The 22,762-nt window shown below is 70.3% G+C and carries 17 protein-coding genes and 1 pseudogene; 7 read left to right on the top strand and 11 right to left on the bottom strand.

Annotation, left to right across the window (positions count from 1 at the left end):
* Positions 1-31: 31 nt before the first annotated feature.
* From ACGFY9_RS48440 to ACGFY9_RS48430, 3 genes are all read right to left on the bottom strand, one after another.
* Complete coding sequence (locus ACGFY9_RS48440) at positions 32-541, bottom strand: DUF1990 family protein (RefSeq protein ID WP_393765510.1); 510 nt, start codon at positions 539-541, stop codon at positions 32-34.
* A gap of 82 nt (positions 542-623) precedes the next feature.
* Positions 624-2,279 carry a M4 family metallopeptidase gene (locus ACGFY9_RS48435; RefSeq protein ID WP_393765508.1) on the bottom strand — a complete coding sequence of 552 codons (1,656 nt, stop codon included), beginning with the start codon at positions 2,277-2,279 and terminating at the stop codon, positions 624-626.
* Between the two features lie 257 nt (positions 2,280-2,536).
* Positions 2,537-4,564, bottom strand: coding sequence for a M4 family metallopeptidase (locus ACGFY9_RS48430; RefSeq protein WP_393765506.1), 2,028 nt, complete (start codon positions 4,562-4,564; stop codon positions 2,537-2,539).
* 326 nt (positions 4,565-4,890) lie between these two features.
* Here ACGFY9_RS48430 and ACGFY9_RS48425 point away from each other — a divergent pair, with 326 nt between their 5' ends.
* A complete protein-coding gene (locus ACGFY9_RS48425; RefSeq protein WP_393765504.1) occupies positions 4,891-5,313 on the top strand; it encodes a hypothetical protein in 423 nt (140 codons plus the stop codon).
* Here the strand turns inward: ACGFY9_RS48425 and ACGFY9_RS48420 are convergent.
* On the bottom strand, positions 5,292-6,071 hold the full coding sequence (locus tag ACGFY9_RS48420) for a helix-turn-helix domain-containing protein (RefSeq protein ID WP_393765502.1): 780 nt from the start codon (positions 6,069-6,071) through the stop codon (positions 5,292-5,294). The two genes, ACGFY9_RS48425 and ACGFY9_RS48420, sit on opposite strands and share 22 nt — an antisense overlap.
* Before the next feature lie 86 nt (positions 6,072-6,157).
* Here ACGFY9_RS48420 and ACGFY9_RS48415 point away from each other — a divergent pair, with 86 nt between their 5' ends.
* The gene (locus tag ACGFY9_RS48415; protein ID WP_393765500.1) at positions 6,158-7,135 is read left to right on the top strand and encodes an LLM class flavin-dependent oxidoreductase; all 978 of its coding nucleotides are present in this window, start codon (positions 6,158-6,160) and stop codon (positions 7,133-7,135) included.
* 43 nt (positions 7,136-7,178) lie between these two features.
* The gene (locus tag ACGFY9_RS48410) at positions 7,179-8,021 is read left to right on the top strand and encodes a DUF6461 domain-containing protein (RefSeq protein ID WP_393765498.1); all 843 of its coding nucleotides are present in this window, start codon (positions 7,179-7,181) and stop codon (positions 8,019-8,021) included.
* Positions 8,022-8,066: 45 nt separating this feature from the next.
* Here the strand turns inward: ACGFY9_RS48410 and ACGFY9_RS48405 are convergent, their stop codons facing one another.
* The 6 genes from ACGFY9_RS48405 to ACGFY9_RS48380 all read right to left on the bottom strand — a co-directional run bounded on the left by ACGFY9_RS48405 (position 8,067) and on the right by ACGFY9_RS48380 (position 17,684).
* Positions 8,067-9,839 (bottom strand): ABC transporter ATP-binding protein, encoded by a 1,773-nt coding sequence (locus ACGFY9_RS48405; protein ID WP_393765518.1) that lies wholly within the window; start codon positions 9,837-9,839, stop codon positions 8,067-8,069.
* 11 nt (positions 9,840-9,850) lie between these two features.
* On the bottom strand, positions 9,851-11,563 hold the full coding sequence (locus ACGFY9_RS48400; protein ID WP_393765496.1) for an ABC transporter ATP-binding protein: 1,713 nt from the start codon (positions 11,561-11,563) through the stop codon (positions 9,851-9,853).
* 139 nt (positions 11,564-11,702) lie between these two features.
* A complete protein-coding gene (locus ACGFY9_RS48395; RefSeq protein WP_393765494.1) occupies positions 11,703-12,635 on the bottom strand; it encodes an alpha/beta hydrolase family protein in 933 nt (310 codons plus the stop codon).
* 36 nt (positions 12,636-12,671) lie between these two features.
* Positions 12,672-13,691, bottom strand: a complete 1,020-nt coding sequence (locus tag ACGFY9_RS48390) for an aldo/keto reductase (protein ID WP_393765492.1) — start codon at positions 13,689-13,691, stop codon at positions 12,672-12,674.
* Positions 13,692-13,881: 190 nt separating this feature from the next.
* The gene (locus ACGFY9_RS48385) at positions 13,882-15,732 is read right to left on the bottom strand and encodes an ABC transporter ATP-binding protein (protein WP_393765490.1); all 1,851 of its coding nucleotides are present in this window, start codon (positions 15,730-15,732) and stop codon (positions 13,882-13,884) included.
* Positions 15,729-17,684 carry an ABC transporter ATP-binding protein gene (locus ACGFY9_RS48380; protein ID WP_393765488.1) on the bottom strand — a complete coding sequence of 652 codons (1,956 nt, stop codon included), beginning with the start codon at positions 17,682-17,684 and terminating at the stop codon, positions 15,729-15,731. The genes ACGFY9_RS48385 and ACGFY9_RS48380 overlap by 4 nt, the downstream gene beginning before the upstream one ends.
* Before the next feature lie 183 nt (positions 17,685-17,867).
* Here ACGFY9_RS48380 and ACGFY9_RS48375 point away from each other — a divergent pair, with 183 nt between their 5' ends.
* From ACGFY9_RS48375 to ACGFY9_RS48360, 4 genes are read left to right on the top strand one after another with little or no spacing between them, the layout of a single operon-like run.
* The gene (locus tag ACGFY9_RS48375; RefSeq protein ID WP_393765486.1) at positions 17,868-18,779 is read left to right on the top strand and encodes an ATP-binding cassette domain-containing protein; all 912 of its coding nucleotides are present in this window, start codon (positions 17,868-17,870) and stop codon (positions 18,777-18,779) included.
* A complete protein-coding gene (locus ACGFY9_RS48370) occupies positions 18,776-19,510 on the top strand; it encodes an ABC transporter permease (protein WP_393765484.1) in 735 nt (244 codons plus the stop codon). Before ACGFY9_RS48375 ends, ACGFY9_RS48370 begins: the two co-directional genes overlap by 4 nt.
* A 26-nt stretch (positions 19,511-19,536) precedes the next feature.
* The gene (locus ACGFY9_RS48365; RefSeq protein WP_393765482.1) at positions 19,537-20,805 is read left to right on the top strand and encodes an ATP-binding protein; all 1,269 of its coding nucleotides are present in this window, start codon (positions 19,537-19,539) and stop codon (positions 20,803-20,805) included.
* Positions 20,798-21,442, top strand: a complete 645-nt coding sequence (locus tag ACGFY9_RS48360; protein ID WP_393765480.1) for a response regulator — start codon at positions 20,798-20,800, stop codon at positions 21,440-21,442. Before ACGFY9_RS48365 ends, ACGFY9_RS48360 begins: the two co-directional genes overlap by 8 nt.
* Here ACGFY9_RS48360 and ACGFY9_RS48355 read toward each other — a convergent pair.
* A pseudogene (locus tag ACGFY9_RS48355) lies at positions 21,439-22,622 on the bottom strand (sulfatase). The gene ACGFY9_RS48360 and the pseudogene ACGFY9_RS48355 overlap by 4 nt on opposite strands.
* Between the last annotated feature and the right edge of the window lie 140 nt (positions 22,623-22,762).

Below are 22,762 nucleotides of genomic sequence, written 5' to 3'. Positions count from 1 at the left end.
GTGCGCTGGCGCTGGGCTTCCCGTGCCCCCTCTACACCTCCGAATACGGCGCGCACATCTGTCGCAGCGTGTTGCCGATCCTTCGTGCGTACGCGTGTTGCAAGCCCCGGGTTGCCGGGCCGCCCAACCTCGCGTACCACTTCGCGCCGCGGCTGAAGGCGGACACGGTCAGCCAGACTGTGCCGTCGCCTGTGCGGTCGACGATGAAGGCCTCCTCGCCGCATTCGGGGTGGCCGGGGAGGGTGCCGTAGGCCCAGCCGGATCTGCGGTGTTCCTCCACGGTCCAGACGATGCGGCAGGGGGCCTTGATGAGGCCGGCGAGGGTGACCGTTACGTCCACGCCGGGGGCCGCCTTGTCGGCGCTCGCCTCGATGCCGACGCCCATCTCGCGGTGCAACTCCCAGGTCAGGACCGCTTCTGAGGCCCGGCGGAAGACCTTCTCGCCCTCGCCGATCCGCGTGCGCACATACAGGGGGTGGAATCCCGGGGGGCAGAAGCCGCGTTCGCGGGTCGCGCCGACGTCGTCGTACGTGAAGGACATGGAACCCAAGAGTAGGGCGGTACCCGGAGATGCCTTCGCTCCGGGTACCGCCCTTACCGCTTGGCTGTCAACTCGGCTGTCGTCAGCTGACGTTGACCGCCGACCAGGCCGCTGCCACCGCGTTGTACTCGGTGGAGCCGGAGCCGTAGAGGGCGGCCGCCGCGCTCAGGGTGCCGGTGCGGGCGCCCGCGTACTTGGTGGTCGACGTGAAGTACGTCGTCAGGGCCTTGTACCAGATCTGCAGCGCCTTGGCGCGGCCGATGCCGGTGACCGTGGAGCCGTTGGACGTCGGCGAGTTGTAGCTCACGCCGTTGATCGTCTTCGCGCCGCTGCCCTCGGACAGCAGGTAGAAGAAGTGGTTCGCCACGCCCGACGAGTAGTGCACGTCGAGGTTGCCGACCGAGGAGGACCAGTAGTTGGCGGAGCCGCCGTCCTTGCTGGGCTGGTCCATGTAGCGCAGCGGGGTGCCGTCGCCGTTGATGTTGATCTTCTCGCCGATGAGGTAGTCACCCACGTCGGACGAGTTGTTGGCGTAGAACTCGACGCCGGTGCCGAAGATGTCCGAGGTCGCCTCGTTCAGGCCGCCGGACTCGCCCGAGTAGTTCAGGCCCGCGGTGTTGGCGGTGACGCCGTGGCTCATCTCGTGGCCGGCCACGTCCAGCGAGGTCAGCGGGTGGGTGTTGCCCGAGCCGTCGCCGTACGTCATGCAGAAGCAGCTGTCGTCCCAGAACGCGTTCACGTACGAACTGCCGTAGTGCACGCGGGAGTAGGCGCCGACACCGTTGTTCTTGATGCCGCTGCGGCCGAACGTGTCCTTGTAGAAGTCCCACGTCTCCTGGGCGCCGTAGGCGGCGTCCGCGGCGGCGGTCACGTCCGTGGTGGAGCTGGACGCGGCGCCGGTGCCCCACGTGTTGGTGGTGTTGGTGAACAGGGTGCCGGTGCCGGACGTCCCGTGCTTCAGGTTGTACGTCTTGTGGCTGCCGCGCGAGGCGTCGGTCAGCGAGTACGTCGTGCCCGACAGCGTGGTGGTGAGGCTGACGGTGCCCGAGTACAGCGTCTTGCCGGTGCCGGTGGCGTTCTCGATGCCCTGGTACTCGAAGAGCTTCTTGCCGGTGGCCGCGTCGGTGATGACGTGCAGCTGGTTCGGGGTGCCGTCGTCCTGGAAGCCGCCGACGATGGTCTCGTAGGCGAGGACGGGGGTGGCGCCGCCGGCCCAGATGACCTTGCGGGCACCGTCGGCGGCGGTCTTGTCGGAGCCGGCGGCCTTGGCGATGGTCAGCGCCTGCTTCTCGGCCTTGGCGGTGGAGATCTTCGGCGTGACGGTGGCGACCTTGATGGCCGCGGCGTGCGCCTTGGTGACACCCTCGGTCCTGCCCGACGGCGCGGTGTGGACGACCAGGTCGCCACCGAGGACCGGGAGGCCCGCGTAGGTGCGCTCGTAGCGGGTGTGGAGCGTGCCGTCGACGTCCTTGACGACGTCCTTGACGACCAGCTTCTCCTTGGTGCCGAGGCCTATCTGCTGGGCCGTCTCGGGCGCGGCGGCCTGCTTCTCCTGGACCAGCGCGACACGCGCGGAGTTGGAGAGGAGCTGCGGGGCGGCGGCGAGGGGCGCCGGCTTGGCCGCGGCGGGCTGGGCAGAGGCACCGGTGGTCACTCCGGTGGCGAGCAGGGCGCCGGCGGCGACCGCGGTGGCGATGGCCAGGGTGGTGCGCTTGTGACGCGCGTAGAGGGGGGTCACGCAAGCTCCTCTGTGGGGGAGTCCGGCAGCGTGGGGTTACTGACCGGAGCGGGTTGTGAATTGGCTGTGCTGAAGCGGCGTGAGGGAAGACTGGCATCGGGGGCGCGTACATGTCAGGACCCTCAAGTGATGTTGGCCGAAAATCGACTGTCCGGTGAACGTTGCGGCAATGTAAACGCCCACAACAGGGCGCCGCCCCGGAGTTGAAACCCCGAGGCGGCGTCTTGTTTGCGCGGCGTGAAGTGGTCGGCTGGTTTTTACGGGAACGTAAGCTTCCAGCTGTTGATGTAGCCGGTGTCCTGTGCCGCCACGTCCTGGACCTTCAACTTCCAGACGCCGTTGGCGACTTCGGAGGACGCGTTGACCGTGTAGGTCGCCTGCACGTTGTCCGCCGAGTCGGACGAGCTGGAGTTCTTCAGGCGGTACGTCGACCCGTCCGGAGCGACCAGGTCGATCACCAGGTCGCCGCGCCAGGTGTGCACGATGTCGACCGCGACCGCGAGGTTCGACGGGGCGTTGCCGGTCCGCCCGGACACGGTCACCGACGACGTAACGGCTGCCCCGTTGTCCGGAATTGATACATCGGCCGTGTTCTCGAACGACGTACCGGTACCGCCGCCGCCACCGGAGCGCGCACCGACCGCGACGGCCGCCCACGCGTCCTGCACCGCCTTGTACTCGGCGCCCGTCGTGCCGTACAGCTCACCGGCCGCCGCGAGCGTCCCGGTGCGGGCCGCCGCGTAGTTGGTGGTGGACGTGAACTTCGTGGTGAGCGCGCGGTACCAGATCTGGTCGGCCTTGTCCCGGCCGATGCCGGTGACCGGAAGTCCGTCCGAGGTGGGCGAGTTGTAGCTGACGCCGTTGATGACCTTGGCGCCGCTGCCCTCGCTCAGCAGGTAGAAGAAGTGGTTGGCCACACCTGACGAGTAGTGCACGTCGAGGTTGCCGACACCCGAGTACCAACTGTCCGCGCTGCCGCCGTCCTTGCTCGGCTTGTCCATGTAACGCAGCGGGGTGCCGTCGCCGTTGATGTCGATCTTCTCGCCGATGAGGTAGTCGCCCACGTCGGTCGAGTTGTTGGCGTAGAACTCGACGGAGGTGCCGAAGATGTCGGAGGTCGCCTCGTTCAGCCCGCCGGACTCACCGCTGTAGTTGAGGCCCGCGGTGGCCGCCGTGACACCGTGCGACATCTCGTGGCCCGCCACGTCGAGGGCCGTCAGCGGGTCCGCGTTGCCGGAGCCGTCGCCGTAGGTCATGCAGAAGCAGCTGTCGTCCCAGAACGCGTTGACGTACGAATTCCCGTAGTGGACACGGGAGTAGGCGCCGACGCCGTTGTTCTTGATGCCGCTGCGGCCGAACGTGTTCTTGTAGAAGTCCCAGGTCTCCGCCGCGCCGTAGTGCGCGTCGGCGCCGGCCGTCGCCGCGTTCGACGTGGTGCTGTTGCCCCAGGTATTGCTGGTCTGCGAGAACAGGGTGCCGGTGCCGGACGTCCCGTGGTTCAGGTTGTACGTCTTGTGGCCGCCGCGGTCGCCGTCGGTCAGGGTGTAGTTGGAGCCCGACTGGGTCGTCGTCAGCGAAACCTGGCCGCTGTACTGGGTGTTGCCGGTGCCGGTGGCGTTCTCGATGCCCTGGTACTCGTAGAGCTTCTTGCCGGTGGCCGCGTCGGTGATGACGTGGAGTTCGTTCGGGGTGCCGTCGTCCTGGAGGCCGCCGACGACCGTCTCGTAGGCGAGGACGGGCTTGCCGCTCGCCGCCCAGATCACCCTGCGGGCCGAGTCCGCAGCCGACTTGGTGGAACCGAGGGCCTTGGCGCGGGAGACCGCCTGCTTCTCGGCGGCGGCGGTCGTGACGTCCGGGGTGAGGTCGGCGACCGCGATGGTGGCGTTCGTCGCCTTGATGACGCGCTCGGTGGCCCCGGACTTGGCGGTGTCGACGACCAGGTCACCGCCCAGGACCGGGAGTCCGCCGTAGGTGCGCTCGTAGCGGGTGTGGACCGTGCCGTCGGCGTCCTTGATGACGTCACGGACGACGAGCGCCTCCTTGGCGCCGAGGCCGATGTCCTTGGCCGTCGAGGTCCGCGCCGACGCGGCGTCGCGGAGCAGCTCGGCGCGCTGCGAGGGGGAGAGCGAGAGGGCCATGTGCGCCGGATTCCCCTTGCTGGCAAGGGGGTTGGCCGGAGCGGCGGAGGAGGTCGCGCCGGCCTGGACGGCAGCGGCGAGCAGAGCGGTGACGCCGGCTGCGGCGACTATGTGGGAGGTGCGTCTGCGCGAGGAATTGCTTCTCAACACTGACTCCTTCGGGACGGTCGCGGATCGCGCGACCAGGGGAGATCACAGGGATCACAGGGGTGAAACTGTGGGGTTGCTGTGAAGCGCCAGTGGGAAGAGTGGCAGCAGCCCGCGCTTTCTGTCAGGAGCGCGTCAGGAAGTTGGCCGGAATTCGTTCGTTGTCCGGATATTCAAGTCCGTTATCCGGAGCGTCACTTCCATGAGGGGAGTTGACGGTTGCGGTGATTTCCTGGACAGGTCCCATTCCCTGCGGGGAATTGCCCGTCTCCAGCGCGCCCCGCAGGATCTGGTCCGAACGGACCCGCCCGGGCAAGGAGACGAAGATGATCGAGATCGACCCGCAGCAGCTGGCCGACCGCTACATGGCTCAATGGAATGTGCCCGACGCCGGGGAGCGCCGCGCGGTCATCGAGCGACTCTGGGCCGAGGACGGCACCCACATCCTTCACCCGCCTGCGGAGATACGGGAGGCCGCCGCGGAACTCGGCTTCGACCATCAGACTCTGGAGGCTCAGGGATACGACGCCATCGAGACCCGAGTGGCACGGACCTACGAGCGGTTCGTCGAGAAACAGGGATTCGTCTTCCGGGCGCGCCCCGGTGCGGTACGTCTCCAGGGCGTGGTCAGGATCGGCTGGGAGGCGGTGTCCACCGCGACCGGCGATGTGATGGGTGGTGGTTCGGACATGCTCGTACTCGACGACAACGGCCGCATCAGGACGGATTACATGTTCCCGGGCTCCTGACCGACGGCAGTGCGAGCCAGTGCCCCGGCGGCTGCCGCGAGAGCCTCGGCCGTCGCCGGGTCAACCGGCAGGAACGCCTCCAGCTTCAGCTCGGCAAGCGTCACGTCGACGGCGGTCGCGAAGGTCGTCACAGTCGTCATCAGGCGGAGCTCACCGTACGAGGACCGCAGGCGCAGTGGTACCGCGAAACCGAGTTGCCCGGCGGACGGCTCCAGCTCAGGAACGTACCCGGTGAGCTCGGCGCGCAACTCCTCCAGATGGCCAAGGCGCACCAGGATGTGGCGCGCCCACTCGGCGAGGTTGAGGATGCGGGGAGCCAGTCCGTCGGGATGCAGCGCCAGGCGGTAAATATTCGTGCCCGGACCCACCAGCTCGTCAGCCGCGCCCTCGGTGATCAGGTCGAATGCGGTGTTCGCGGCGATCAGTTCACCGCCCCGGTCCACAACCAGCGCCGGATACGGCAGATGCCCGCGGAGGATGTGGTCGATCGCCGTGCGCACGGGGGCCAGCACCGGATCGTCCAGTGAGCTCTCCGGGTAGGCGGGCGCATACCCGGCGGCCAGCAGCAGCTCATTGCGCTCCCGCAGGGGCAGGTCCAGCGACTCGGCCAGGCGCACCACCATGTTCCGGCCCGGCACAGACCTGCCGGATTCGATGAAGCTGAGGTAGCGCTGGGTGGTGCCTGCTCGCAGCGCCAGATCGAGCTGGCTGACATGACGGCGGGTACGACGTTCACGAAGCGTACGGGGGAAGTCCACGGGCCTGTTGTAACGGCGGCGGAGGGTCCCAGGCCATTCCCCGCAGGGAATTGTCGCCACTCGTACCGGTCGTGAACATTGCCGGCATGGACATCGGTGTACTGCTTCCGACCGGAACCGCCCAGTGGGGCCCTGCCGACGACCCTCGCGAGCTGATTGCCTTCGGCCGTCACGCAGAACGGTCGGGCTTCTCCTCGCTCTTCGCCAACGATTCTCTCGTCAGCCCGCGCATCGAGGCGCTCGCGATGCTGGCCGCACTCGCCCCGGTGACCGAGACCGTGACACTGGGCACAGCTGCACTGATGCCGTTCCTGCGTCGGCCGGTCCAGGCCGCGCAGGCACTTGCGTCGATCGACCTGCTGTCCGGTGGCCGGCTCACCGTGACCGTCGGCGCAGGCTTCCCTGGCCGCTTCGGGCGGCCCCTCTACACACTGTCGGAGCTGCCGTGGGAGGGGCGCTTCGCCCGCCTGGACGAGACTGTCGCGCTGTGGCGGGCCCTGTGGGACGGAGCCGACGCCTTCCACGGCGAGATCCTCCGGTTCGCTGACATCCCGCCTACGACCAGGCCGCCCCGAGCCGGCGGCCCGCCCATCTGGCTCGGCGGTGCGACCCCCGCGGCGCTGGCCCGCACTGGCCGACTGTACGACGGATGGCTGCCTTACCCGCCTGACCCCGCCGACTACGCGTCCGGCCTCCGCGACGTCCACAGAGCGGCGACCGAAGCGGGACGCGAGACCGAGGACATCACCCCCGCACTATTCGTCTCGGTACGGATCGACAACGACATCGAGAGCGGCCGTCGGGCACTGGACGACTACGCGCGGGCCACATACGGCATGCCACTGGAGGAGCTGGAAAAGATCCAGGCAGTTGTCACCGGCTCCGCGGACCAGGTGCTTGAGCACCTAGGACAGTACGTCGCCGCCGGTGCCCGGCACATCGTCGCCCGCCTCGGTGGCCTGGACTTGCACGCCCAGCGCGACCAACTCGAACGGATCGCGAACCTGATCCCCGCCGTCCAAGCGGCAGCGGATTCCGTGCAAGCTGGTCCTGAAAGAGAATGAGCCCCAGCCGGTGTTGTCAGAGGCATCGGGCACACTGCGCCGTATGAACTTGGTGACTGCGCACGACTACGCCTGGATCCGCACCTCGCCGGTCTTCCGCCACATGACGGGGAGCGGATACAGCCTGACACTGATACGGGGGCGAGCCCCGCGCGAGGTGCTGCGCGTGATGGAGGCGGAACCGCGCGGCACCGGCGAGGGAACGGCCGGGCTGATCGAGGCGGGCGACGCTCACCGCGCCGAGTTGGATGGCGACTACTGGGACGAGTCCTACGTCGCGGGGGCCTTCAGTGCTCCGGGTGAGAACGGCGACTGGACACTCGTCCTCGGGTTCGACGGTGGCCTGGGGATCGCGGCGCCGTGCGTGGAGACGCTGTCGAAGGGCGGCCGGGTCGTGGCGCACTCGACCAACGGCGGCAAGCCCATCCACCTTTTCCACTGGTTCGAGGACGGTGAGCTCCGTACGACGTTCGAGGGCCCCGCAGCGCGCGACGGCAACACCCCTGATGAACTGGTCCCCCTGCTACGGGAAGTCGGCTTTCCTCTGACCCCCGAGGGAGAACACGACGAGAGCGCTCCGGACGTCGACCGGAAGGCGGCGGTCTTCGCTCTGGCCGAGAGACTCACCGGCGTACGCGTCACCGAATCCCTCCTCCAGGACGCCACGTACGAGCTGGGGCTCGTCCCCGAACAGCCCGCCGAGGAGTGGACCGGAGTGGTCATCGACATCACCGATGCCCATGGGGAGCGTCTGTACAGGGAATGGACCTACGAGGAGATCGCGACGGCGTCGGACCGGGCACGGGCGGAGGCGGACGCGCCGGTGGTGATCACCTACAACGGGCCGTCGGCCGTGGATCATCCGGAACACGAGACAGGTGAGTAGCGAGCGCGTGGATACGGGTCGCGCGGGCTCCGCGACCGCCCGGCGTCACCCACCCGACCCCCGCCCGTCCCCGCCGTCCCCGTGCCACGAGTTCCACAGCGCCGCATACGCGCCCCCCGCCGCCACCAACTCCTCATGCGGCCCCAGTTCGGTCAGCAGCCCGTGTTCCATCACCGCGACCCGGTCCGCGTCGTGGGCGGTGTGCAGGCGGTGGGCGATGGCGATGACGGTACGGCCCTCCAGTACGGCGGCCAGGGCGCGCTCGGTGTGGCGGGCGGTGGCCGGATCCAGCAGGGCCGTCGCCTCGTCCAGGATCAGGGTGTGCGGGTCGGCCAACACCACGCGGGCCAGGGCGAGTTGCTGGGCCTGTGAGCCGTCCGTGGCCGAACCGCGGGGGCCGAGGCGGGTGTCGAGCCCGTCCGGCAGGTCCCGGACCCACTCCTCGGCGCCGACCGCGTTCAGCGCGGCCCACAACTCCTCATCGGTGGCGGCCGGTTCGGCGATCAGGAGGTTGTCGCGGACCGAGCCGAGGAAGACGTGGTGCTCCTGGGTGACCAGCACCACCTGGCGGCGCAGTGTCTCCGGTTCCAGCCCGTGGACCGGCACCCCGCCCACGGTCACCGTGCCCTCGGTCGGCGCGTCCACGCCCGCCAGGAGCCGGCTCAGCGTGGTCTTCCCGGCGCCGGACGGGCCGACCACCGCGAGCCGTTCACCCGGCCGTACGGTCAGGTCGACACCGTGCAGCACCTCGCCGCCGCGCTCGTACGCGTACCGCACGCCGGTCACGTCGATGCGGTCGTCCGCCGGAGCCGGGGCGTCGTCGTCGCCCTCCGCGCGGGGCGCACGGGCCAGCCCCTCCACGCGGGCGAACGAGGCGCCGCTGCTCTGGAGTTGCTCGACCCGCATCAGGATCTGGTCCAGCGGTTCGGCGAACTGCCGCAGGTACAGCGCCGCAGCCACCACCGCACCCAGGCCCACCTCCCCGCGCCCGTGCAGCCACCCGCCGACGAACAGCACGCCCGCCACCGGGATCGTGTACGACATCTCGACCGCCGGGAAGAACACGGTCCGCAGGTACAGCGTGTACAGCCGGCTCCGCAGAGCCGTCCGCAGCGTGTCGCGGCTCGCGGTGACCCGTCGCTCCTGGAGCCGGAACGCCTCCACCGTGCGGGCCCCGGCCACGGTCGCCGTGAGGATCTCGGCGACCTCCGAATTGGCCGCGCCCTCCGCGAGATAGCCGTCCCGGGCCCGGCGCAGATACCAGCGCAGCGCGAACCACACCGGCGTGAGCCCCAGCACCCCGAACAGCCCGAGCAGCGGGTCGAGGACGAACACCGCGCCCATCACGAACAGCGCCTGCACCGAGTTGACCAGCAGATCCGGCCCGACATCGCGCAGAGTGGTCCCCACGATCGCGACGTCCGCCGTGCCACGCGCGGTCAAGTCACCCGTCCCGGCCCGCTCCACGACCGACGCGGGCAGCGCCAGCGCCCGGTCGACGAAGTCCTCCCGCACCCGCGCCAGCGTGCGCTCACCGAACCGGTGCCCCACGTACCGCGCCCACCGCGCCAGCATCAACTGGCCCAGCGCGCACGCCACGATGACCAGCGCCAGCCGGTCCACCGTGCCGACCCCGGCCCCGGCCCGCACCTCGTCCACGATCCGCCCGAGCAGCCACGGCCCGGCGAGCCCGGCCGCCGAGGCCAGCGCGTTCACCACGAGCACGACGGCGAACGCCCGCCGGTCCGCCCGCACCAGGCGCAGCGCGGCCCGCCGTACGTCCGCCTTTTCGGCGACGGGCAGTTGACCCTTCGCCAGTGAGGACCGCGTCACCGTACGACCTCTTCCTCTTCCGTCTCCCGGGCCACCAGCGCGCGGTAGCCGGGTTCCTCCGCCAGCAGCCGGCGGTGGCCGCCGCTGGCCGTGACCTTGCCGTCGACCAGGTAGTGCACGGTGTCCGCGTGGTCGAGAACCAGCGGGGACGTCGTGGTCACCACCGTCGTACGGCCCGTGCGCTCTTCGTGCAGCCGTCGCGCGACCGCCGCCTCCGTGTGCGCGTCGAGCGCCGAGGTCGGCTCCACCGCGAGCAGCACCTCGGGCTCGGCGAGCAACGCCCGTACCAGGCGCACCCGTTGACGCTGTCCCCCGGAGAGACTGCGTCCCTGCGCGGCCACCGCCGAGTCAAGACCCTCCGGCAGCCCCTGCACGATGTCGTCGGCGGCGGACGCGCGCACGGCCTTCGCCAGCGCCTCCGCCGACCGCTCGTGGCGCCCGGACACGACCTCCGTCAGCGGTCCGGCGAACAGGTCGGCCTCGTTGTCGGCGACCAGGATCCGCGCTCGCACCTGCTCCAGCGGAATCGCGTCGAGCCGCACCCCGCCCCAGGTCGCCACGGAGGGCGCGTACCGCCCGAGCCGGTCGACCACGGCCAGCACGTCGGCGGGCCGCGCCCCGACCAGCGCGGTCAGCCGCCCCGGCAGCACCCGCACCCCGGAGTCGGGATCGTGCAGAGCGGCCGGCTCGGCGGGAGCGTCCAACTCCCCGTTGTCCGGCGTCGGTTCGAGCCGCAGCAGTTCTACGACCCGCCGCGCGGCCACCACGCCCCGGCTCAACTCGTAGACCATCTGCACGAAGAACGACACCGGGCCGATCAGCACCGCGACATAGCCGTACACCGCGACCAACTCGCCGATGCTGAGCTGCCCTTGGGCCGCCAGTCGGGCCGCGAGCCAGGTCACCACGGCGAGGAACAGCGTCGGCAGCCCGACTCCGATCGCCTGTACCCAGCTGGCCACCGCGCCCACTCGGTAGCCCTGCGCGCGCAGCCGCTGCGAGTCACGCCGGAACGCGTCTGCGAACAGCCCTTTGCCGCCAAGGCCGTTGAGGACACGCAGGCCGCCCGCGAGGTCGCCGATGCGCGCGGTCAGCACGCTCTGCCGCTCCCGGTACTCCGTCTCCACGCTCTGCAGCCGCAGCGTCAACGGCCCCGCGAGCAACGCGATCACCGGCACACCCAGCAGCACCACGGCGGCCAGCGGCGCCGAGATCGACAGCAGCACGCCCGCGACCACGCCGTAGACGACGAGGGCGCCGAAGCCGGGGCCGACGACCGTCAGGGACTGGGCGATCGTCCAGACGTCGCCGACGCCCGTCGTGATCACCTCACCGGCCTGCGCCCGGCGCGAGAGCACGGCACCCAGCCGGACCGTCTGGCCGACGATCAGCTTCACCGTGCGGAAGTTGGCGTCGATCCGGACCCGGGTCATCGTGCGGTGGCGCATGATGCTCAGCCACGAGTTGACCGCGCCGACCACGAACAGCACCCCGGTCCACCAGGCCAGCGCGCCCATGTTCCCCGGCACCAGCCCGTCGTCGACCGCCCGGGACATCAGATACGGCGCCGCCGCCATCAGCACCATCCAGACGCTGGACAGCAGCGCCCCGGACACCGCCCGCCCCGGCTGCCGCCACACCAGCCACCACAGAAACCGCCAGCCGCCCCGGCAGTCGGGTGTCCCGGGATCCTCGTACGCGTCGATCATGAGCCTCCTTGCCCAGGCTGCCGGGCGCGCGCAGCCGTGAGCGATCCGGGGGTGGTTGGAGGCAACGAAGATTACCGAGCGTGAGCGCGGTTGCCCATCGAATATCGCGCGCCGCACGGTGTGGTTCTCCTGAGACCCGCTACTTGCTCTGCAACTGCCCCAGGGGGTCGGGGTCTTGGTCCAGTGCGGCGGCCGCCGCCTTCCAGCCGGTGTCCTCGGGGTGCAGGGTGCTGCGCAGGTAGGCCGTGGTGAGGCGTTGGAGAAGGGCGACGCGTGCGGGGCTTTCGTCTGTCGTCTCGGCTACCTCGTAGCCGGGGATGCCGCCGAGTGAGTGCTCCGCGCCGAAGAGGGTGAGCAGGGTCTTGTCGCCGGGACTGTAGGTGTACGGGTCGGTGAACCAGTCCGGTCCGCGGGTGGAGAGCTGGGACCGGTCGTGGTCCCCGGCGACGATGAGCGCCGGTGTGGTCATGGTGGCGAACGACGGCCTCATGAAGGGGAGTTGCTCGGCGGCGAACGGGGTCAGGTCGTCGCCCAGGCCGGTCAGGGCGAGGAGTGCGCCCGCCTTGACGCGGGGGTCGGACAGGTCCTCGCCGGGTACGCCGTCGGCGTCGAGTACGCGCGCGCCCAGCAGGGTGCTCGCCGTCTGGGCTCCCCAGGAGTGGCCGGCCACGGCGATGCGGTCGCGGTCGAGGCGCCCCGCGAGGCCCGGCACGGAGGCCTCCAGGACGTCGAGTCCGTCCAGTACGCGCTTGAGGTCCTCGACGCGGATGCGCCAGATCCGCGGGAAGCGGGGGTCCTCGTGCGGGATGCCGAGCGTCCTGGAGTCGAGGTGCGTGGGCTGGACGACCACGAAGCCGTGCGCGGCCCAGTGGTCCGCCAGCGGGGCGTAGCCGTCCATCGACCAGCCGAAGCCGTGCGAGAAGACGACGACGGGCAGATCGCCGCCGGTCACGGGCGCGGAGACGCGGACCTGGAGATCCTCGCCGCGGCCCGGGGCGGGCAGGATCAGCGGCTTCACGGACAGGATCGCGGCGTTGGAGTCGGACATGATCGTGGTGTTCGAGTCGGACATGGCTGTGCTTCCGTTCCCTTGGTTGTCCGGTGGGTCTCAGCGGCGGCGCAGCGACGGGTCCAGCAGCGCGGGCGGGGTGTCGTTCTTCTCGTGGGCGGCGAGGTCGGTGCCCGGGGCGACGATCGTGTCGATCGCGTCGAGTACGTCGGCGGAGAGCACGGTGTCGGCGGCGGCGAGCTGGCTGTGCAGGTGGTCCAGGGTGCGGGGGCCGATCAGCGCGCTGGTCACGGCGGGGTGCGCGGTGACGAAACCGAGCGCGAGCTGGATCATCGTGAGCCCGGCCTCGTCGGCGACCTTCGCCAGCTGTTCGACGGCGTCGAGCTTGGCCCGGTTGGCGGGGACGGCGGTGTCGTAGCGCTGCGGCATGAACGTCGAGCGGCTGGTCGTGATGGACCGGCCCTCACGGATCGCGCCGGACAGCCAGCCCGAGGCGAGCGGGCTCCACGCCAGGACGCCGAGGCCGTACTCCTCGGTCACCGGAAGTACGTGGGTCTCGATCCCGCGCTGGAGGATCGAGTAGCTCGGCTGCTCGGTGACGTAACGGCTCAGGTGGTTCTCCCGGGCGGCCCACTGCGCCTGGACGATGCGGTACGCGGGGAAGGTCGAGGAGCCGAAGTAGCGGATCTTTCCCGCGCGTTGGAGGTCGGTCAGCGCGGAGAGGGTCTCCTCGTCGCTGGTGCGCGGGTCCCAGCGGTGGACCTGGTAGAGGTCGACATGGTCGACGCCGAGCCTGCGCAGACTGTTGTCCAGCTCGGTGACCAGCCAGCGGCGCGAACCGCCCTGGTGGTTGCGCTCCTCGCCCATCGGCAGGCTCGCCTTCGTGGCCAGCACGATGTCGTCCCGGCGACCGGCGATCGCCTTGCCGAGCAGCTCCTCGGACTCGCCGCCGCTGTACGCGTCCGCGGTGTCGATGAGATTGACCCCGCCCGCGAGAGCGGCGTCGACGATGGCGGTGACCTCCTCCTGGCTCGTGCGCCCGATCCTGCCGAAATTCATCGCACCGAGCGCGAGGGTGCTGACCTGTACGCCGGTGCGGCCCAGGGTGCGGTACTGCATGGCTGTCCTCCAGGAACGGTAAGCGGAACCTTGTTCCGGAAACAATACGGAACGAGGTTCCGCTTAGCAAGCATGGAGGTGCGGAACGGGAGGGGTCGCAAGTAGGGGAGGTGACTAACGGCTATGAACGGTGACTAATGGTTACAGGCGGTGGTCATGGGGGTGCGGGGACGGGCTGCGCGTATCGCGCTTACGCCAGGCTGTCCCGCCACGCCCGGTGCAGGTCCGCGAACCGCCCCGTCCCCGCGATCAGGTCGGCCGGGGTGCCGTCCTCGACGACGCGGCCGTGTTCCATGACCAGCACCCGGTCCGCGATCTCGACCGTGGACAGCCGGTGCGCGATCACGACCGCCGTACGGCCGCGCAGTACCGTCGACATGGCGCGCTGTACGGCCTGTTCGCCCGGGATGTCGAGGGAGCTGGTCGCCTCGTCGAGGATGAGGACGGCGGGGTCGGCGAGCAACGCCCGTGCGAACGCGACGAGTTGGCGCTGGCCCGCCGAGATACGGCCACCGCGCTTGCGTACGTCCGTGTCGTAGCCGTCGGGCAGCGCGCTGATGAAGTCGTGCGCGCCGATCGCCTTCGCGGCCCGCTCGATCTCCTCACGGGGCGCGTCCGGCCGGCCGATCGCGATGTTCTCGGCGACCGTGCCGGAGAACAGGAACGCCTCCTGCGTCACCATCACCACCCCCCGCCGCAGTTCGGGCGCGGACAGTTCGCGCAGGTCGACGCCGTCGAGCAGGACCCGCCCGTCCGAGGGGTCGTAGAACCGGGCCAGCAGCTTGGCCAGGGTGGACTTGCCCGCGCCGGTGGAGCCGACCACGGCGACGGTCTGGCCGGCGGGGAGGGTGAGGTCGAAGACAGGCAGGACCTCGCCGCCGGTGCGGTAGGCGAAGCGGACGCCGTCGAAGACGACCTCGCGGCCGGGCTGTTCCGACTCAAGTGCCGGGAGCTGGACGGGGGTTGAGGGTTCGGGGACCGACGGGGTCTGGGCCAGCAGGCCCGCGATCTTCTCCAGGGAAGCGGCGGCCGACTGGTACGAGTTGAGGAACATGCCGAGGCGGTCGATCGGGTCGTAGAGCCGCCGTAGGTACAGCACCGCGGCGGCCAGTACGCCCAACTTCAGTGAATCGTCCGCGACTCGGGTCGCGCCCCACAGCACGATCACCGCGACGGCCGTGTTGGCGACCAGGCGGGAGCCGGTGACGTAGCGGGCCATCTCCAACAGGGCGTCGCCGTTGGAGCGTTCGTGCTGTTGGTTGAGAACCTGGAAGTCGGCGTCGTTCACGGCCTCGCGGCGGAACGCGCGGATGCCGTTCATCGTCTCGACGAACTTCACGATCACGCGCGCGATCGCCGTGGACCGGACCGCGTACACCCGTACCGCGCGCCGCTGGTAGACCCGCACCAGCAGGTACAACGGCACGAAGGACGCCACCGCGACCGCGCCGAGGCCCAGGTCCAGCCAGAGCAGCATCGCCGAGATGTACACGAACGACAGGATGACCGTGATCAGCTCCTGGAGCCCCTCGCTGAGCAGTTCGCGCAGGGCCTCGATGTCCGTGGTGGAACGGGAGATGAGCCGGCCGGACGTGTACCGCTCGTGGAAGTCGATGCTGAGCGCCTGCGCGTGCCGGAAGATACGGCCGCGCAGATCGAGCAGCACGTCCTGGTTGACGCGGGCGGAGGCGCCGATGAACGCGTACTGGAGTCCGCCGGAGATCAGCGCGCAGAGCAGGTAGCCCGCTCCTACGGCGATCAGCGGGCCGTGGTCGTCGTTCCGGAACGCCGGTACCGCGCGGTCGATGGCGTACGCCACGAGGAGCGGGCCTACCTGTACGGCCGCCTGCTGGAGCAGCAGGAGGAGGGTTGTGACGGTGACCCGTGCCTTCATCGGCGCGAGCAGGGAGCGCAGGAGGGCGCCGGTCGCGCCCGGGGGAGTGGGCAGGACGTCGTGATCGAAGGGGTCGCCTGCGGCGGGCCTGTGCGGGGGGTCGGGGGTGTCGTCTGTGGTGGGCGCCGATGTGGTGGGGGCGGTCATCGGGCGTCCTCCTGGTCACCGCTCGGGTGGGGGTGCTGGTGCCGGTCCGGGTGGTGTTGAGTCCGCGGGCCGGTGGGGGCTGGTCGCGCCGTTCCCCGCGCCCCTTTAGGGCGTGTTGGTCGGGCGGTGTCGTTCTCCTTCTCGGCGCCCGACATCAGGTACGCGTACTCCGTGTTCGTCCGCAGGAGTTCCTGGTGGGTGCCGACTGCTGTGATGCGGCCGTTGGACAGGAGAGCCACGCGGTCGGCGAGGAGGACTGTGGACGGGCGGTGGGCCACGATCAACGCCGTTGTGTCGGCCAGGACTTGGCGCAGGGCTGCTTCTACGGCGGCCTCTGTGTGGACGTCCAGGGCGGAGAGCGGGTCGTCGAGGACCAGGAAGCGGGGTTTGCCCACCACCGCCCTTGCCAGGGCGAGGCGTTGGCGTTGGCCGCCGGAGAGGCTCAGGCCCTGTTCGCCCACCTGGGTGTCCGTGCCCTGGGGCAGCGCGTGCGCGAAGTCGGCCTGTGCGACGGCCAGCGCTCGCTCCAACTCCGGTTGTCCCGCGCCCTCTTCCGACCCCATGAGTACGTTCTCCCCGACGCTCGCCGAGAACAACGTCGGTTCCTCGAAAGCCACTGCGACCTTCGAGCGCAGTTCCTCGCGGGACATGGCCGTGATGTCCTCGCCGTCCAGTGTGATGCGGCCCGATGTCACCTCGTGGAGGCGGGGGACGAGGGCGGTGAGGGTGGTTTTGCCGGTGCCGGTGGCGCCTACCAGTGCCATGGACTCGCCGGGTCTGATGTGCAGGTCGATGCGGTCGAGGATCGGTGGGGAATCAGGCGGGGCGTCGGGATAGCGGAAGGAGACGGTGGAGAAACGGATGCCGTCGTTGTTGGGTGCTGGCCGGTGGGGGCTGGTCGCGCCGTTCCCCGCGCCCCTTTGGGGCGCTGCCCCTTGGGGCGTTTGCTCCTCCGGGGTTTCGTCCATCACCTCGAAATAGCGCTCCGTCGCCGTTGCCGCCTCCTGGCTCATTGCCAGGAGGAAGCCGATTGACTCCACCGGCCAGCGCAGGGCGAGTGCTGTGGACAGGAACGCCACCAGCGTGCCGGCCGACAGGTCGCCGTCCGCGACCTGCACCGTCCCCACCACCAGCGCCGCCCCTAGCGCCAGTTCGGGGAGGGGCACGATGACGCCCCAGATCGTGGCGAGGAGTCGGGCCTTGCGGAGTTCGGTGCCGCGCAGGGTTCGGGAGAGGTCGCGGAAGGCTCGGGCCTGGCTGCGGTGGCGGCCGAAGCCCTTGATGATGCGGATGCCGAGGACGCTCTCCTCGACGACCGTCGTCAGGTCGCCGACCTGGTCCTGCGCGAGGCGTGCCACGTGCGCGTACCGCCGCTCGAAGATCACGCACGTGATGATCACGGGTATGGCGGGCCCCAGGATGACCATCCCCAGCGTCCAGTCCTGGAGCAGCATGATGATCACGCCGACCAGGATCGTCACGGCGTTGACCAGTAGGAACGTCAGGGGGAAGGCGAGGAACATGCGGAGCAGCATCAGGTCCGTGGTGCCTCGGGAGAGGAGCTGGCCCGACGGCCATCTGTCGTGGAAGGACACCGGCAGGCGTTGCAAGTGCCGGTACAGGTCCGCCCGCATCTCCGCCTCGACGTGCGACAGCGGGCGCGCGACCAGCCAGCGCCGCAGCCCGAACAGGCCCGCCTCCGCGAACCCGAGCAGCAGCAGATACAGCGCCCCGAGCCACACGCCCGCCGTGTCCCGGTCGGCGACCGGTCCGTCCACCATCCACTTCAGGACGAGCGGGAACACCAGCCCCGTACAGGAGGCGACGACGGCGACCCCGGCCGCGGCGAACAGCCGTACGCGCACGGGGCGGACGTACGGCCACAGCCGCGCGAGCGTACGGACGGCGGACCGGTCGGAGTGGTCCTCGGCGGAGGCGGGTGTCGTGGTCATCACGGGCGAGCCTACGGACCACCACTGACAGTGCCCACCGAGTTTTGGCCGGACCCGGATCGGCCGTTGGTCCTACGACCTGGGTGTTCGAGGGGTCGTAGGGCCGCATCAACCGATCGGTTGATGTCCCTTCGAGCGCGATGGCCGATGTGCCGGGCCCGGTCCCGGCGGGACCCTCGGAACATGTCAGCCACTCCTGTCATCGAAGTCACCGCACTACGGAAGTCCTACGGCGGCCGGGCCGTCGTCGACGGGGTCTCGTTCGCCGTCGAGGAGGGCGAGATCTTCGGGATCCTCGGCCCGAACGGTGCCGGCAAGACCACCACCGTCGAGTGTGTCGAGGGCCTGCGGGTCCCGGACGCGGGCCGGGTCCGCGTCACCGGACTCGACCCCGTCGCCGACCACGCGGAGGTCGCCCGGGTCCTCGGCGCCCAGCTCCAGGAGAGCGAGCTCCAGGCCAAGCTCACCGTCCGCGAGGCGCTGGGGCTGTACGCGTCCTTCTATCCGCACCCCGCCGACTGGCGGCCGCTGGCCGAACGCCTGGGCCTGACCGCCAAGTTGACCACCCGGTTCGCGAAGCTCTCCGGCGGTCAGAAGCAGCGCCTGTTCATCGCGCTCGCGCTGATCGGCAATCCTCGGGTCGTCGTCCTCGACGAGCTGACCACCGGGCTCGACCCGCGCGCCCGCCGTGACACCTGGCAGCTGATCGAGGACGTGCGGGCGAGCGGGGTCACCGTGCTGCTGGTCACGCACTTCATGGAGGAGGCGCAGCGGCTGTGCGACCGGATCGCCGTGATCGACAAGGGCCGGGTGGCCGCGCTGGACACCCCGGACGGGCTGATCCGGCGCTCGGCGGGCTCCACCGTCATCAGTTTCACGCCCTCCGCGGCCCTGGACGACGGTGATCTGAACGCGCTGCCCGCGCTCACGTCCGTGGCGCGCAAGGACGGCCGGATCACCCTCTCCGGCTCCGACGAGACCGTCAACGCGGTCATCACGCTGCTCGCCCGCAACCACATCACCGCCCACCAACTCCGCGTGTCCGACGCCACGTTGGACGACGCGTTCCTGGACCTGACGGAGGTCACCGCATGAACACCGCAGTCCTGCGCACCGAGTTGAGGCTCTTCCGTCGTGAACCGGGCGCCCTCTTCTGGATCTTGCTCTTCCCGACCCTGCTGCTGGTGATCCTGGGGTCCATCCCGGGCTTCCGCCACCACGAGGCCGACCTCGGCGGCCTGCGCACCATCGACGTGTACGTCCCGGTCGCCGTCCTCCTCGGCATGATCGTCGGCGCGCTCCAGTCGATGCCGCAGAACATCACCGGCTACCGCGAACGCGGCATCCTCCGCCGCATGTCCACCACCCCGGTCCGCCCCACCGCCCTGCTCTCCGCCCAGATGGTCGTCTACGGCACGGCCGCCCTGGCCTCCGCCCTGTGCGCGCTGATCGTCGGCCGCCTCGCCTTCGACGTACGTCTGCCGAAGCAGCCCGGCGGCTATCTCCTCGCCCTGCTCCTCGCGATCCTGGCCGCGCTCGCGCTGGGCGCGGTGGTCTCGTCGCTGTCCCGGACCACGAAGATCGCGGGCGCCATCGGGTCGGCGGTGTTCTTCCCGATGATGTTCTGCGCGGGCGTCTGGATCCCGGTGAACTCCATGCCGGACGTCATGGCCCGCATCGTCGGCTACACCCCGTTCGGCGCCGCCGCCGAGGCCCTGAACAGGGCGGCGGCGGGGAACTGGCCGGGCTGGCCGCACCTGGGCGTGCTGGTGGCGTGGACCGTGCTGCTGACGGCCGGCGCCTCGCGCTGGTTCCGCTGGGAGTAGGGGAGACGGCCGTGCAGACTGGGGAGATGACCACCAGGGACAGGCAGATCGACCGGCGCTGGGAGCAGCTCCACACCTGGGGACCGTACGGGCTGCTCGGTATCAGTGTCGTCCTCGCGCTCGCCTCCTCCGGTCTGTTCGACTACTCCGCCGCCCAGTGGTACGTCGGCTGGGCCTTGGTCGGCGCGGCACTCGTCCTCCAACTGTGGTGGCACGGCACCCGTGCCCGCCGCCCCGGCCGCGGCCGGATCCCGTCCCGGGCGGGGACCGCGTACTACGTCGTCCGCTGGGCCTTCGCCTTCGCCCTCACCTGGATCGACCCGTTCTTCGCGTTCTACGCCGCCTCCGGCTACATGGACGCCGACGAACTGATCCCGGGCGTGGTGTGGCAGCGGCTCGGACTGCTCGCCAGCGCGGTCACCGTGGCCGGTGCACAGTCCGGTGGGCTGCCGCTGGGGAGCGCGCTCCAATGGATCCTCTTCGCCACGCTCGTGGTCGGCAACTCCGGCCTGCAGATGGCGGTCGCCCATCTCCAGGAGCAGGAGACCCAGCGCTCCCGCGAGCGCAACGAGACCATCACCGAACTCGAACGCACCAACACCGCCCTGCAACAGGCCCTCGACGAGAACGCCGCCCTCCACGCCCAACTCCTCGTCCAGGCAAGGGAAGCCGGGGTCGCCGACGAACGCCGACGGCTCGCCGCCGAGATCCACGACACCATCGCCCAGGGCCTGACCGGCATCATCGCCCAGCTCCAAGTCGTAGCGAACGCGCCCGACTTGACGACCGCCCGCACCCACCTCGAACGCGCCTCCACCCTCGCCCGGCACAGCCTCGGCGAGGCCCGCCGGTCCGTGCAGAACCTCGCCCCCATCGCGCTGGAGAACGACGGACTCCCCGAGGCCCTGAAGAACACGGTCGCCGAGTGGGGCGAACGCACAGCCGTCCGCGCCGAGTTCACCGTCACCGGCATCACCGAGCAGCTCCACGACGAGATCTCGGCGACCCTGCTGCGCATCGCCCAGGAGGCGTTGTCGAACGCGGCCCGGCACGCCCGGGCCACCCGCGTCGGTGTGACCCTCAGCTTCCTGGGCGACGAGGTCATCCTCGACATCCGCGACGACGGACAGGGCTTCGACCCGCTCGCCCTCCCCGAACGCACCCGCACCGGCGGCTTCGGCCTCGACGGCATGCGCGCCCGCGCCGAACGGATCGCGGGCTCCCTCGCGATCGAGTCCGAGCCGGGGCACGGCGCGGCCCTCTCGGCTCGCGTACCGTTGGTCCGCCATGAGTGACGAGTTGCTGATCTCCCTGCTGATCGTCGACGACCATCCCGTCGTACGGGACGGTCTGCGCGGCATGTTCGAGTCCGCGCCCGGGTTCCGCGTCCTGGGCGAGGCGTCCAACGGCGTCGAGGCCGTGGAGCGGGCCGCCGACCTCGACCCCGACGTCATCCTGATGGACCTGCGGATGCCGGGCGGCGCGGGCGTCGACGCCATCCGCGAGCTGACCCGGCGCGCCGCCCGGGCGAAGGTGCTCGTCCTGACGACGTACGACACCGACTCCGACACGCTCCCCGCGATCGAGGCGGGCGCGACGGGCTATCTGCTGAAGGACGCCCCGCGCGACGAACTCTTCACCGCCGTCCGCGCGGCGGCGGACGGCCGCACGGTCCTCTCACCCGCCGTCGCCTCCCGCCTGGTCTCCGCGGTCCGCGCACCCCAGACCCCCGGCAACGAATCGCTCTCCGCCCGCGAACGCGAGGTCCTCGCCCTGGTCGCCAAGGGCACCTCCAACCGCGAGATCGCCCGCGAACTCTTCATCAGCGAGGCGACCGTGAAGACCCATCTCACCCACCTGTACGGCAAGTTGGGCGTCAAGGACCGCGCGGCCGCCGTGGCGGTGGCCTACGACCGGGGGATTCTCGGCTAGTTCGGGCAGGGGAGGAGGCCGGTGGCGATGCGCTCCCAGGCCGCCTTCAGCTCGGCGGGCAACTCCGGCTTGTCGGGGGCGAGATCGGCCTGTTCGCGCAGATCGTCGCCGAGGTCGAAGAGGTGGTCGTCGCCGTCCTCGTCCTGGTAGTACTTCCAATCCCCGCGCCGCAGCGCCCGGTTGGCCCGCACCCGCCAGAACAGGTCCCGCTCGGGCGGCTGTTCGCCCTTCAGGAGATAGCCCGCCAAGCTCGTGCCGTCCAGCGGTACGCCGGATCGGGGCGGGCGCCGGCCAGCTCCAGGAACGTCGCGGTCCAGCCGGGGGAGAAGTTCGGCTCGTGGCTGACCTGGCCGCCGTCGATACGGTGCGGCGAGCGCACGATGGTCGGCACCCGGATGCCGCCCTCCTGGAGCACGAACTTCTCGCCGCTCAACGGCCAGAGGTACGACCAGCGCTCACCGCCGTTGTCGCTGGCGAACTACACCAGCGTGTTCTCCTCCCGCCCGGACCGGCGCAGCGCGGCAAGCACCTCGCCGACGGCCGCGTCGAGGCTCTGCACCATCTCGGTGTACTTGGCGACCGAGCCGCCGTCGTACTGGTTGAGCGCGTCGCTGATCTCCGCCTGACTGGTGGCGGCCCGGATCCTCGCCGCGATCTCGGCGCCGGTCTCCTCGTCGCCCTCCGCGAGCCAAGGCCAGTGCGGGGTGGTGAAGTTGAGGTTCAGCAGCCATGGCTCCTCGTGTTTCCGGCCGACGTACTCCACCGCCCGCTCGGTCAGCTAAGGCTCGGGTCCAGCCCCTGCGTCCTGTTGGCGATCGGTTCGGCCAACCCGCCTGGCGTACGGCCCGGACAGCGCCCGGTGTACAGGCTGAACCGGGTCGGGGAGCAGGTCGCCGAGCCCGAGTACGCGTCGGTGAACCGCACCCCTGCCGGGCCAGCCGGTCCAGGTTCGGCGTCTTGATGTGCGGGGCGCCGTAGGAGGAGAGATCGGCCAGCCGAGGTCGTCGCCCAGGATGACGAGGAGGTTGGGGCGCTTGCCGGAGGCACCGGGACGGGCCTTGAAGGGGCGCTCGGCGGGGGCGGACTCGGCGGCCTCGGCGGTGGCGGCCGTACCGGCGACGGCGGTGACGGCACCGCCACCGACCAGGCCGCCGAAGGCACGGCGGGATATCTCGGGCATGCGAGGTCCTTGTGGGGAAGACGGTGGGAGGCAGCGGAAGCCGTGGGGGGGTGCTCTTATCTGTTCGGTCAAGGTCTGCGGGCTTGGTCAGGCGGCTTGTTCGTGTGTCGGCTGGTAGGCGGCGCGGTGTTTGAGCATGG

Source organism: Streptomyces sp. NPDC048504 (assembly GCF_043200035.1).
Taxonomy (GTDB): domain Bacteria; phylum Actinomycetota; class Actinomycetes; order Streptomycetales; family Streptomycetaceae; genus Streptomyces.
The sequence above is the reverse complement of the archived record's forward strand: the minus strand, read 5'-3'. Positions and strand labels throughout refer to the sequence as shown.

Bases quoted from the DNA above. Each gene is read 5' to 3' on its own strand.
- ACGFY9_RS48440 (WP_393765510.1), bottom strand. From the start codon at position 541: ATGTCCTTCACGTACGACGACGTCGGCGCGACCCGCGAACGCGGCTTC.
- ACGFY9_RS48425 (WP_393765504.1), top strand. From the start codon at position 4,891: ATGATCGAGATCGACCCGCAGCAGCTGGCCGACCGCTACATGGCTCAA.
- ACGFY9_RS48415 (WP_393765500.1), top strand. From the start codon at position 6,158: ATGGACATCGGTGTACTGCTTCCGACCGGAACCGCCCAGTGGGGCCCT.
- ACGFY9_RS48410 (WP_393765498.1), top strand. From the start codon at position 7,179: ATGAACTTGGTGACTGCGCACGACTACGCCTGGATCCGCACCTCGCCG.
- ACGFY9_RS48400 (WP_393765496.1), bottom strand. From the start codon at position 11,563: ATGATCGACGCGTACGAGGATCCCGGGACACCCGACTGCCGGGGCGGC.
- ACGFY9_RS48395 (WP_393765494.1), bottom strand. From the start codon at position 12,635: ATGTCCGACTCGAACACCACGATCATGTCCGACTCCAACGCCGCGATC.
- ACGFY9_RS48390 (WP_393765492.1), bottom strand. From the start codon at position 13,691: ATGCAGTACCGCACCCTGGGCCGCACCGGCGTACAGGTCAGCACCCTC.
- ACGFY9_RS48385 (WP_393765490.1), bottom strand. From the start codon at position 15,732: ATGACCGCCCCCACCACATCGGCGCCCACCACAGACGACACCCCCGAC.
- ACGFY9_RS48380 (WP_393765488.1), bottom strand. From the start codon at position 17,684: ATGACCACGACACCCGCCTCCGCCGAGGACCACTCCGACCGGTCCGCC.
- ACGFY9_RS48375 (WP_393765486.1), top strand. From the start codon at position 17,868: ATGTCAGCCACTCCTGTCATCGAAGTCACCGCACTACGGAAGTCCTAC.
- ACGFY9_RS48370 (WP_393765484.1), top strand. From the start codon at position 18,776: ATGAACACCGCAGTCCTGCGCACCGAGTTGAGGCTCTTCCGTCGTGAA.
- ACGFY9_RS48365 (WP_393765482.1), top strand. From the start codon at position 19,537: ATGACCACCAGGGACAGGCAGATCGACCGGCGCTGGGAGCAGCTCCAC.
- ACGFY9_RS48360 (WP_393765480.1), top strand. From the start codon at position 20,798: ATGAGTGACGAGTTGCTGATCTCCCTGCTGATCGTCGACGACCATCCC.